This is a genomic window from Bradyrhizobium sp. Crot121 (assembly GCF_059512385.1).
On record NZ_JCAMOR010000132.1, the window covers coordinates 1 to 11,158 of the forward strand.

The following is an 11,158-nucleotide window of genomic DNA, read 5'->3' on the forward strand; positions in this document are numbered from 1 at the left end:
GCGAAACGCGGACTTCTCTTGCTTCGGGAATCATCCCGATCTTGAATCACGACTCACGTTCTATGAAAAGTGGGTACCTAGTGTAGATCTGAATTGTCGCCGAGAGCGGATGGTAAGACGCTTTAGTGAACTTAGCAGCGCCTGCGGTTTCGGGTGGTCTCACGCGGAGAAGCCATGCAGGAGGCCTCCTGCAACAATATCCGCCGCATCCAAATACTTGCCGGATCAGTATTATGAAGGGCCGGCCATTGGATGGCCTCGGTGAATGCGGGAAGCGGGAGCGGTGCTTCGACGATCCGGAGGGGGATCGTCTTTGCGAAATGCTGGGGCAGCCTTGAGGGCATCGTCGCTATACGCTCAGTCCCCGATAGCATCGGCGGGATCATGGTAAATCCTTGCACAACGACCTCAATGCGTCTCTTAAGACCGTGCTCAAGCAAGAACCATTCCTCAATATTCGGCCTCAGGGCCCGCCCGAACTTGGCCGCAACATGTCCCATTGACATGTATTGCTCGAATGTAAGCTGCCGTGGCAGCTGCTTGTTCGTCTGGCAGCCTACGCACACGAGCGTCTCCTCGAACAGTGTCGCTTTAGGATGCGCGCTCGACATGAATAATTCCGGTAAGACAAGAAAGTCGACTTCGCCGCGCTGCAGAAGCTCATCAGGCTCATCGACAAATGGCAGAAATTCGAAGCGGACGGCGGGAGCTTCCCGCGCGACACGGTCGACGATCTGTCTAAAGAAAACGATTGTCATGAAATCGGAAAGGAGAATCCGGAAGCGGCGATCCGACTTAGCTGGGTTGAACGTGTCGCGGGAAATTATGGAGAGCTGAATGTGCACCAGCGCCTCGCGTATCGGCCCGGCGAGCCGTTCCGCTCGTGCTGTGGGGACAAGTTCCCGGCCCCTCATCGTAAATAGCTCATCGCGGAAATAGGCGCGCAAGCGGGCCACGGCCGCACTCATAGCCGGCTGGCTCAGATTGATGCTGCGTGCCGCCGCGGTGAGATTACGCTCTCTCATCAGAGCATCGAGCGCGACGAGAAGATTTAGATCAAGGCCTTTGAAGCGCATGGCGTGGAGTTATCCATCGTGTGGATGTGTTCAATAAAAATAATCGATTTTACCAATTTTGCGCAATGGCGGATACCAAAGCCGGTCGGTCAGCACAATAAAATTCAGGCCGATAAGGAATGGTTGCCAGTCTTTCTCCTGGCTCCGCGAAAAGTCTCAGCTGCACCCCGAGCCCCGACCGAAGCGCATGTCCATTGCGGCCACAGTTTTCAACGGGTTGTATGAGCTGCAGCGCAGTGGCTTGACGCGACAGGCGTGGCGCAGATCGCTTATGCGCTCACGACCGGTAAACGTTCGTATAGCTTTTCCAACCGTTTCTATATCGGCCGCTTACCTCCGTAGAATTGAGCCAGCGATCAACTTCGCCTTAACATCCCAACAAGTCGGGAGCTGCCGATTGCCGGCACCCAATGCCTTTGCGACCCAGGCCCAATTTATCACGTATCCATAGCAGTCAAATCGTGCAGAAAATGCAGGCGAAGTCCCCGGTAGATTTGGTGCAAATGGCACATGCGCTCGACGTTGTCTCCATCGTGGATCGCGATGCATCGGTCAATCAAGCGCTGACAGACGTGCTCTTGTCGACAAGCGACAACCCCGAACCTTTCCAGTGCGCAGATGAGTTGAAATCCAACCGTCCTCTCAGCACGTCCTGTTTGATCGCGGATGTGCAGTTGCCCGGAGTGGCCGGGCTTGAGCTATGCCAGCACTCGGCCGCATCCGGAAAGGCCGATCTCACCATTCTGCTCACGAGCCGTCCCGGCGACAACCACTGGCTGCGGGCGCTGCGAGCCAGCGTTTCCCATTCCCTGGTGAAGCCGTTCATCGGTAGCGAACTGCTCGCGTGCGTCAAGTCCAACCTCGAATGCCGGTCGGCGCAAAGGAGGCACCCATGAATATTGCCGTATCCAGCTCTACGGGGGGTCTCTCAATGCGCTCTCAGGTGCGGTGGAAGCTGTGCTGGGAAAACGAGTTGCAACTCGCCGACCATGTCGAACTCGCCGAGTTCTTTCGAAAGACGTATGGGCCGACTGGGGCGTTTAATGGAAAGCCATTCGAAGGCAGTCGAAGTTGGGCCGGCGCGAGGCCTGAGCTCCGTGTAATCGGCTACGACTCGCGCGGTGTAGCGGCTCATATGGGCTTACTGCGCCGTTTCATCAAGGTTGGCGCGGTCGATGTACTAGTGGCCGACCTAGGTTTGTACGCGGTACGTCGAGATTTTGAGGGACTCGGAGTCACCTATCACGGTGCAGTGCACGTCCTGCGTCCAACCCTGCAAGAGCTTGGTGTTCCCTTCGGCTTCGGCGCGGTTCGGCCTGCGCTGCAGAAGCATGTTGAAAGGGTCGCCCGGCACGGTTGGGCAACCGTTTTGTCGGGGGTTCGCGTGCGGTCGACCCTTCCAGATGTACGTCTCGACAAGCCGCCCACACGCACCGAGGACGTACTCATCGTGATTTTACCAATTGGACGGTCGATGAGCGAGTGGCCGACCGGCACGATGATTGATCGGAACGGGCCAGAGCTGTGACACACCTCGACTGCTCTTGCGAAGCGCGCGGCGAATACGCTGACCGCACCGAAAGTCGCGGCGTCTATCTGACGTTTGACGACGGTCCTAATCCACTTTGCACGCCGAATGTCCTCGATGTGCTGGCGGAACACCGAGTGCCAGCGACTTTCTTCGTCATCGGCGCGTACGCGGCGGACCAGCCGAAACTAATCCGACGAATGGTCGCAGAAGGGCACGAGGTCGCAAACCACACAATGACTCATCCGGACTTGTCCAGATGCGAACTCGCCGAAGTGCAACAAGAAATACTAACGGCGAGCAGAGTCATCAGGATGGCATGCCCCCAGGCCTCGCCGCGGCACATGCGTGCACCCTATGGTATGTGGACCGAAGAGGTGCTCGCTACGTCAGCGAGGGCTGGGCTGGCTGCCCTGCACTGGTCGGTAGATCCGCGAGACTGGTCTCGTCCCGGCGTTGACACGATTGTCAACGCGGTGATGGCCTCTATCCGGCCGGGAGCAATTGTGCTCTTGCACGACGGATGTCCACCCAGCGAGTTGGGACGGGGCACTCATGCTGGTCTGCGCGATCAGACCGTCTTGGCGCTTTCCAACCTGATTCCAGCATTGCATGTCCGCGGATTTTCAATCCGCTCGCTTCCTCAACCTCACCAAACCGGCACCCTATGAACCTGCTTACCACAACCAGCACTGTCGCTATCTCGGTCTATGCGCTTCTCTCGACTGTCCATAGAAGCGTGCAGGTGCTTTATGCTCTGCCGACAAACGTTTCATCGCCGTCGGGCGACGTGGTCAACTCCGACGCTCTACCAAGCGTGGATGTCATCGTCCCCTGCTTCAACGAGGACCCGCGTACGCTCTCGGCGTGTCTGAAGTCCATTGCAAGCCAAGACTACGCCGGAAAACTGCGGGTCTATGTGGTTGATGACGGTTCTGGAAATCTCGACGCTGTGGCACCCGTTCACGACGCCTACTCTGACGACCCGAGGTTCGGCTTCATTCTGCTGCGAAAGAATGTCGGAAAGCGGAAGGCGCAGATCGCTGCGATACGCCGCTCATCTGGAGATCTCGTGCTCAACGTCGACTCGGACACGATAATAGCAGCCGATGTGGTCACGAAGCTTGCACGGAAGATGCAGGATCCAGCGATCGGGGCGGCCATGGGGCAGTTGACGGCGAGCAACCGAAGCGACACTTGGCTGACCCGGTTGATTGATATGGAGTACTGGTTGGCTTGCAACGAAGAGCGCGCGGCACAAGCTCGCTTCGGCGCCGTTATGTGCTGCTGCGGCCCATGTGCGATGTACCGTCGTTCCGCGCTCCTGTTGCTACTAGATCAGTACGAGACGCAATTCTTTCGGGGAAAGCCAAGCGACTTCGGTGAGGATCGCCATCTCACGATCCTCATGTTGAAAGCAGGGTTTCAAACGGAGTACGCTCCCGACGCCGTCGCGGCAACAGTTGTTCCGGACAGGCTAGGGCCGTATCTGCGCCAACAACTCCGTTGGGCACGGAGCACTTTCCGGGATACGTTCCTTGCGCTGCGCCTGTTGCCTGAACTTGATCGCTATCTCACGCTAGATGTAGTCGGACAGAATCTCGGCCCGCTACTTCTCGCCCTGTCATCGCTAACGGCGCTCGCGCAGCTCGCACTCACAGCCACAGTGCCGTGGTGGGCAGGACTGATTATCGCATCAATGACCGTGGTTCGCTGCAGCGTCGCAGCGTTTCGTGCTCGCGAACTTCGATTTCTCGGCTTTTCTCTGCACACACTCATCAACATCTTTCTCTTACTCCCCGTGAAAGCCTATGCATTGTGTACATTGAGCAATAGCGATTGGCTGTCGCGCCAGGCTGCCAAGCTACCAAACGGGGGGGGAAAGCAGGTCGTCATCCGAAATCCGGTCGGTGGACCAAATGCTACAGAAGGTCCGGGAATTGGTGGGTCAATCCGAAGGAGGGATCTTTCGCGTGCTTCTTCGAGGTTGGTAACGTCTGACAGCGCTTGCAGCGGCGAGTGATCGTGCAGTTACATAGGTGAATAGCTCGTGAGCCTGGATAAGAAATACCAACTGTTAGAGCGGGAACTGGCTGCCGACGATCCGTGGCGCCTCGACGGAAATCCGTTTGAGCGGGAGCGTCACACGCAAATGCCGCGGCTTTCGCTTTCCAGAGGGTCTATCACAAATGCCCTCGAAGTGGGGTGCGCAGCCGGCGCATTCACGGAAAAGCTGGCGCCGCACTGCAAACGGCTCAGAGCGCTCGATGTCGTGCCGCGAGCGATTGGTCGAGCGTGCCAACGGACGAAGAGATGGTCGCACATCACGTGGATAGTCTGCGACGTTCAGCAGTTCTCGACCGGAGAGCTGTTCGATTTGATCGTCGTGGCGGAAGTTCTCGATCACCTGGCTGACACGGCCGAGATACGCGCGGCCATTTGCAAACTAGTGCGGATGCTTGCGCCGGAAGGGCCGCTGGTTTTTGGATCCGCGCGCGATGCCACGTGTCGGCGCTGGGGTCACCCTGCTGGTGCCGAGACGGTCATCAGCATGTTGAACGAAACGCTGATCGAGGTCGAGCGGCTGCAGTGCCATGGCGAGTCGGTCAACGAAGACTGCCTGCTCGCCTGCTTCCGGAATCCGATTCGATCTCGAGTCAATCGAATCGCCGACGTTGACATGGAGGCACAATGCGCATCTGCGGTATAAAGCTGACGCATGATGGGGCGATCGCTCTTGTCGAGGACGGACGGCTCGTCTTTTGCGTCGAGCAGGAGAAGCGGGGCAACAATCTGCGATATCAAGCCATCGACAATCTCGACGCAGTTGTCGCCGCTTTAGCGGAGCACGGTCTGGATCCGCGGGATGTCGATCGGTTTGTCATCGATGGTTGGGACGGGGAAGTCGAATCCCAATTCGAGGCCCTCAGTGGGACGGCAGCGATCACTCTTAAAGGGGCGCCGTATGTTGAACGCCATGCCGAGGGCCTTCTCACTTCGCACGACGGCTTTGGGCTCATGCTCGAGGGCAGGCTCTTCCCTTATAGAAGCTATCCGCATGTCACAGGCCATGTGGCCTCCGCATACTGCACCAGCCCCTTTGCCAAAGCCGGACAACCAGCCTTCTGCTTGGTATGGGACGGCTGCATCTTTCCACGTCTCTACTATGTAGATCGTCGGGGCGCCCGGTTCCTCGAATGCCTGTTCCCGATGATAGGCCATGCATATGGTGCCGCTGGCTCTCACTTCGGACCTTATAGGCAGGCGAACCGGACCAGCTGGGACCTAGGTGTTGCCGGCAAGCTGATGGCTTACACCGCGCTCGGGTGTGCTGATGAAGCCATGATGGCGGTATTTCAGGAGCTCTACGAGGAGCGCTTTGCGGCCGACACGGAGCAGGCTCGCCGTTACCGAGCGGGCATAAACAGCGCGGAGTCGTCACTTGCGGCTATGCACGACTTCTTCGAGCGGAGCGCGCTGCGATTGAAGGCTAAGGCACCCGAAGATGTACTTGCATCTTTTCATTGTTTTCTCGAGCGTCTCCTTGTTCAGGAAGTGACAGTCGCTTTGCAGCGGCATTCGGGTTTTCCGGGATCGCGCAACTTGTGTATAGCCGGTGGCTGCGGTCTCAACATAAAATGGAACAGTGCACTACGTGCTAATGGCCTGTGCGATGCTGTCTGGGTGCCGCCCTTTCCGAATGACAGCGGCTCGGCAATCGGCGCGGCTTGTGCCGCAATGGCGGCGGACATAGGCTTCGTGCCGCTGGACTGGTCGGTCTACAGTGGCCCAGCCCTGGCACGCACCGATGTGCCGTCTGAGTGGGAGGCTGCGCCGTGCAGTATGCATGAACTTGCTGCCATCCTGGCGAGCAATAAGCCCGTGATTTTCCTCGCCGGCCGCGCTGAGCTCGGACCACGAGCGTTGGGCGGCAGAAGCATTCTCGCAGCCGCGACATCGGCGGGAATGAAGGATCATCTTAACGACATCAAACGTCGCGAACACTTCCGGCCAGTGGCGCCGATATGCCTGGAAGATCGCGCGCCGGAAATTTTCAGCCCTGGAACGCCGGATCCTTACATGCTGTTCGATCACCAGACGCGAGCGGAATGGCGGGACAAAATCCCCGCCGTTGTACATCTCGACGGGTCTGCCCGGTTGCAGACCGTTCCTAGAAACTCTGAGCACAAAGTCGCTGAGCTTCTCGTCGAATATGAAAAACTCACGGGCATTCCGCTGCTTTGCAATACGAGTGCCAACCACCATGGGCGTGGGTTTTTTCCGGATGCCGCCGCAGCCTGCCAGTGGGGACGCGTTGAACACGTATGGTGCGACGGCCTGCTGTTGACCAAGCCGCTTGCAGCTGAGCTATCGCCGGGCGACGGCATCCCTCACGCCAAGATGAGCGCATGTCCGCGATAGCGATCGGCCTTACCGGCGTAACAAAGTCATATGGCGACAAGGTCGTTGTCGACCGGCTGTCGTTCACCGTTGCGTCGGGAGAGTGCTTCGGCTTGCTGGGACCGAATGGCGTAGGCAAGAGCACGATTGCGCGCATGGTTCTCGGCATGGCGTCAGCTGACGCGGGCAACATCACCGTGCTCGGGGAACCAGTGCCGGGACGCGCTCGCTTGGCTCGCATGCGCATAGGCGTGGTCCCGCAATTCGACAATCTTGATCTCGAGTTCACGGTCCGGGAGAACCTGCTGGTGTTCGGGCGCTATTTCGGCATGAGCGCGCACCAAATCGAAGCGGTCACGCCGTCACTGCTCGAGTTCGCTCGCCTCGAGAACAAGACGAATGCGCGCGTCGCCGAACTCTCTGGCGGCATGAAGCGGCGCCTGACGATAGCGCGTGCGCTCATCAATGACCCTCAGCTCCTCGTCATGGACGAGCCGACAACCGGCCTCGATCCGCACGCGCGCCACCTGATCTGGGAACGGTTGCGCTCGCTGTTGGCGCGCGGCAAGACGATTCTTCTGACCACCCACTTCATGGAAGAAGCCGAACGGTTGTGCGACCGGCTGTGCGTACTCGAGCAAGGGCGCAAGATCGCTGAAGGCCGGCCTCACACCCTAATCGACGAGCAGATCGGCTGCCAAGTGATCGAGATCTACGGTGGCAATCCGCATGAGTTGGGTGCGCTGATCAGGCCGTACGCGCAGCGTATCGACGTGAGCGGTGAGACGCTCTTTTGCTATGCGCCAGATCCGGAGCGGGTGCGCGGGCAGCTGCGCGGGCACACGGGTCTACGCTTTCTGCAGCGTCCACCGAATCTTGAGGATGTCTTTTTGCGGCTGACTGGGCGGGAGATGAAGGACTGAACCATGTGGGGACGTTATGCGGCGGCTCTGCCCGCCAATGCGTGGAACTGGATCGCGGTATGGCGACGCAACTATCTGGCGTGGCGGAAAGTCGCGCTGGCATCGGTTCTCGGGAACGCCGCCGAGCCTATGAGCTCTCTATTCGGCCTCGGCTTGGGCCTCGGAGCAATGCTAGGTCGCGTTGACGGCACCTCATATATCGCGTTTCTGGCGGCTGGCATGGTCGCGACAAGCGCGATGATTTCCGCCACCTTCGAAACCATTCATGCGGCTTTCGCTCGCATGCATCATCAGCGCACCTGGGAAGCAGTCCTGTGCACGCAGCTCACGCTCGGCGACATCCTTCTCGGTGAAGTGGCGTGGGCAGCCAGCAAGGCCTTTCTGGCCGGGGCGGCAATTACGATTGTTGCCGCCATCCTGGGCTACGCAGCGTGGCCATCCATCCTCTATGCGCTGCCAGCTATCGCCCTCACCGGTCTCACCTTCGCGAGCCTGGCGATGGTCGTCGCAGCGCTTTCACCAAGTTACGACTATTTCGTGTTTTACCAGACGCTCGTCCTCACACCCATGCTGTTCCTGTCCGGCGCGGTCTTCCCGGTCACCCAACTGCCCGACGCCTTTCAGCAGGTGGGGCGCTTCTTGCCGCTGGCACATTCGATCGATCTCATTCGTCCGGCGATGCTTGGCCGCCCGGCCGGCAGCGTCGGCCTGCATATCGGTGTAATTTGCATGTACGCAGTATTGCCGTTCTTCCTGTCGGCGGCACTTTTTCGTCGACGCCTGATGCGTTGACGCTACTCACGACCACTACGAGAAGGAGATATGCGATGCAGTATCGTGAACTGGGCCGCAGCGGCCCGAAGGTGAGCGCGCTCGGCTTGGGCACTATGAGTTTGGGGGGAGCAGAACGAGGAAGCCGAGGCGCACGCGCAACTGGACGCAGCCCTAGATGCCGGCATAAACTTGGTCGACACTGCCGAAATGTACCCTGTGCCACCCCGTGCGGAGACACATGGATTTGCGGAGCGCTATATCGGCAGTTGGCTACGCAAGACCCGGCGCAGGCGAGACGTCGTGCTTGCGACCAAAGCCGTCGGCCCTGTTCGAGCAGGCAAGGCAAACTTTGCCCTATGTGCGCGACGGCCGCGTCAGCTACACACGCGCCAATCTGTTCGAGGCCGTGGACACCAGCCTGCAAAGGCTCCACACGGACTATATCGACCTCTACCAACTGCACTGGCCCGACCGCAGCACCAACGTCTTTCAGTTAGTCGACTACCAGTACGAACTCGACGAGGACACGGTCCCGATCCTGGAGACGCGGAGGCGTTGGACGCACTCGTCAGAAGCGGTCGCGTTCGTCACATCGGGCTCTGCAACGAAACACCTTGGGGCCTTGCGCGCTTCCTGCATCACGCAGAAGTACATGGTTTAGCCCGCGTGATAAGCATTCAGAATCCGTACAATCTGCTTAACCTCGACTTCGAGAACGGCCTCGCCGAGATGGCTCAGCGCGAACGGGTAGGGCTTCTAGCGTATTCGCCGCTCGCGATGGGCACACTGACCGGTAAGTACCTGGGTGGGCAGCGACCAGGCGGTTCGCGGCTGAACTTATTAGGGAGATTCTTCCGCTACAGCAATGAGAGGGCCCAGCATGCGGCCCTCGCATATACAACGCTGTTTCGGGAACATAACATTGATCCAGCGCACGGCGCGTTGTCATTCTTCAGCAGCCGGCCATTCGTTGCAAGCACCCTCGTAGGCGCGACCTCCGAGCTGCAGCTAAAGCACAACATCGCCAGTGTGGAAGTCAGCCTGTCACGCGAGGTCCTCGATGGAATTCAGTCAATCTATCAGCGTTATGGAACGCCGTCCCCATGATTCGGGTATTGGCCTCCTGGTACAAATCACGTCGCCGATCGGGTCCCGTGAGCCGTATTGTGAGAACCAGGACAAAGAGCCGAGCGGGTTGAAACCGGACACTCACGCCGGCCTGCGCGACCAGACGGGTCATGGTGCTGTCCCGCTTGATTGCAGCGTTGCATGAGCGCGGATTTAATCCCCGCCGCTTCTCAACATCATTGAAAGAGTCGGCGGAGAGATGACAGCGTGGATTCTTGTGCGGGGCGCCACCCCAAGCCTCGCGATCAATATTAGTTGGAGCCACATGCAATGACCTACCCCGTACTGTCACCTGAGCCCTTTGTAATTCTTGGGATGCCAAGGACTGGCACGCACTATCTGGAAGCATTGCTAAACGAGCATCCGAACGTGTTCAGTAACGGTGAGTTGCTCAATCCATATGATACGAAGTGGCCCGATAAGGATCGCCTGCTACATAGCGATCGCGAGCTCCTAGAACTTGCCTACCTGCGCTATCCCCCGCGGAGCGACAAGGTGACGCACGTTGGCTGCAAGATCAACGAACCTCAGTTTCACGATCGTCCGGGCTTTTTTGCCGAGCTGGCCGGTTGGCCAGGCCTGAAGGTCATCCTCGTGGTTCGCAGAAACACATTGGAATCGCTACGATCGCTGGTGCAGGCAAGGCAAACCCGCCAATGGCTGAAATTCAGCTCTGACAACGCGGCTCCGCCGCCGTGCGTCAGATTGTCAATCGCCGACTGCGAGGCCTACTTCAAGACTGCCGACAATTTCCACGCTCGGGTCGCGCACTCCTTCGCGCCGACCAACATGCTTGTGATTGAGTACGAGAGTCTTCTTCGCGAACCCGCCGCTTGCTTGGCAACGATTTGGGAGTTCTTCGGGGTTCCAGCGCTTCAGCTTTCTGGTCGCGCCATTCTTCAGCGCCAGGAAACGCGACCGCTGGACCAGACGGTACAGAATTTTCATGAGTTGCGGCTTCACTTCGCAGACGGACCTTACGCTAGATTGTTTGAGGTCGGTAACTTCTGACTGACCTTCGCGGCGGCGAGCGACAGTGCACCTCACTCAGGTGGAACCTCACTCAGGTGGAACGGTCCTGAGTCAGGCCAGTAGAGTGTCCCTATCACGACGAATGGAGCGCGACATGCTGTGTCTAGGAGTAAGTGGCGGGCTAGACAAAATTTATGAATGCGTGACCCTGCCGGCCACCGCCAGCCCGTGCCGGTTCTCCATGGTGGCGTGGCCCATATAGCAAAGCTTGGCCTCGCGTCCGGCCGCCTTGCGATAAAGCCTGCTGTCCGGATCGCTGGTACTCGCATGGGTGTCGTTCTTGCGCTTCTGGCCGT

Annotated in this window: 10 protein-coding genes and 2 pseudogenes; 10 read left to right on the forward strand and 2 right to left on the reverse strand. The window is 58.7% G+C overall.

What is annotated here, in order from left to right:
• Window positions 1–131: 131 nt before the first annotated feature.
• Window positions 132–1,076, reverse strand: coding sequence for a transcriptional regulator NodD1 (nodD1, locus tag AC5ZGW_RS43650; RefSeq protein WP_028168856.1), 945 nt, complete (start codon window positions 1,074–1,076; stop codon window positions 132–134).
• A 470-nt stretch (window positions 1,077–1,546) separates the two neighbouring features.
• On the opposite strand from nodD1, the gene AC5ZGW_RS43655 reads away from it, so the two are divergent.
• The 10 genes and pseudogenes from AC5ZGW_RS43655 (at window position 1,547) to AC5ZGW_RS43700 (ending at window position 10,841) form a co-directional block, all read left to right on the forward strand.
• A complete protein-coding gene (locus tag AC5ZGW_RS43655; protein ID WP_130228499.1) occupies window positions 1,547–1,972 on the forward strand; it encodes a response regulator in 426 nt (141 codons plus the stop codon).
• Complete coding sequence (locus tag AC5ZGW_RS43660) at window positions 1,969–2,604, forward strand: NodA family N-acyltransferase (RefSeq protein WP_283813299.1); 636 nt, start codon at window positions 1,969–1,971, stop codon at window positions 2,602–2,604. Before AC5ZGW_RS43655 ends, AC5ZGW_RS43660 begins: the two co-directional genes overlap by 4 nt.
• Window positions 2,601–3,275 (forward strand): chitooligosaccharide deacetylase NodB, encoded by a 675-nt coding sequence (gene nodB, locus AC5ZGW_RS43665; protein WP_130228496.1) that lies wholly within the window; start codon window positions 2,601–2,603, stop codon window positions 3,273–3,275. The genes AC5ZGW_RS43660 and nodB overlap by 4 nt, the downstream gene beginning before the upstream one ends.
• Window positions 3,272–4,627, forward strand: a complete 1,356-nt coding sequence (nodC, locus tag AC5ZGW_RS43670) for a chitooligosaccharide synthase NodC (RefSeq protein ID WP_130228495.1) — start codon at window positions 3,272–3,274, stop codon at window positions 4,625–4,627. The genes nodB and nodC overlap by 4 nt, the downstream gene beginning before the upstream one ends.
• A 27-nt stretch (window positions 4,628–4,654) precedes the next feature.
• Window positions 4,655–5,314: a nodulation methyltransferase NodS gene (gene nodS / locus AC5ZGW_RS43675; RefSeq protein WP_130228494.1), complete on the forward strand. Its 660-nt coding sequence runs from the start codon at window positions 4,655–4,657 to the stop codon at window positions 5,312–5,314.
• Window positions 5,296–7,026 carry a nodulation protein NodU gene (gene nodU / locus AC5ZGW_RS43680; RefSeq protein WP_130228493.1) on the forward strand — a complete coding sequence of 577 codons (1,731 nt, stop codon included), beginning with the start codon at window positions 5,296–5,298 and terminating at the stop codon, window positions 7,024–7,026. The genes nodS and nodU overlap by 19 nt, the downstream gene beginning before the upstream one ends.
• The gene (nodI, locus tag AC5ZGW_RS43685) at window positions 7,014–7,928 is read left to right on the forward strand and encodes a nodulation factor ABC transporter ATP-binding protein NodI (RefSeq protein ID WP_028168862.1); all 915 of its coding nucleotides are present in this window, start codon (window positions 7,014–7,016) and stop codon (window positions 7,926–7,928) included. The genes nodU and nodI overlap by 13 nt, the downstream gene beginning before the upstream one ends.
• A 3-nt stretch (window positions 7,929–7,931) precedes the next feature.
• Window positions 7,932–8,720: an ABC transporter permease gene (locus AC5ZGW_RS43690; RefSeq protein WP_130228492.1), complete on the forward strand. Its 789-nt coding sequence runs from the start codon at window positions 7,932–7,934 to the stop codon at window positions 8,718–8,720.
• Window positions 8,721–8,755: 35 nt separating this feature from the next.
• Window positions 8,756–9,809 (forward strand): annotated as a pseudogene (locus AC5ZGW_RS43695) (NADP(H)-dependent aldo-keto reductase).
• A gap of 291 nt (window positions 9,810–10,100) precedes the next feature.
• Window positions 10,101–10,841 (forward strand): sulfotransferase, encoded by a 741-nt coding sequence (locus AC5ZGW_RS43700; protein ID WP_130228491.1) that lies wholly within the window; start codon window positions 10,101–10,103, stop codon window positions 10,839–10,841.
• A gap of 156 nt (window positions 10,842–10,997) precedes the next feature.
• Here AC5ZGW_RS43700 and AC5ZGW_RS43705 read toward each other — a convergent pair.
• A pseudogene (locus tag AC5ZGW_RS43705) lies at window positions 10,998–11,158 on the reverse strand (IS5/IS1182 family transposase); the annotation flags it as partial.

Bases quoted from the DNA above. Each gene is read 5' to 3' on its own strand.
- AC5ZGW_RS43655 (WP_130228499.1), top strand. From the start codon at position 1,547: ATGCAGGCGAAGTCCCCGGTAGATTTGGTGCAAATGGCACATGCGCTC.
- nodD1 (WP_028168856.1), bottom strand. From the start codon at position 1,076: ATGCGCTTCAAAGGCCTTGATCTAAATCTTCTCGTCGCGCTCGATGCT.
- AC5ZGW_RS43700 (WP_130228491.1), top strand. From the start codon at position 10,101: ATGACCTACCCCGTACTGTCACCTGAGCCCTTTGTAATTCTTGGGATG.
- AC5ZGW_RS43690 (WP_130228492.1), top strand. From the start codon at position 7,932: ATGTGGGGACGTTATGCGGCGGCTCTGCCCGCCAATGCGTGGAACTGG.
- AC5ZGW_RS43660 (WP_283813299.1), top strand. From the start codon at position 1,969: ATGAATATTGCCGTATCCAGCTCTACGGGGGGTCTCTCAATGCGCTCT.
- nodU (WP_130228493.1), top strand. From the start codon at position 5,296: ATGCGCATCTGCGGTATAAAGCTGACGCATGATGGGGCGATCGCTCTT.
- nodC (WP_130228495.1), top strand. From the start codon at position 3,272: ATGAACCTGCTTACCACAACCAGCACTGTCGCTATCTCGGTCTATGCG.
- nodI (WP_028168862.1), top strand. From the start codon at position 7,014: ATGTCCGCGATAGCGATCGGCCTTACCGGCGTAACAAAGTCATATGGC.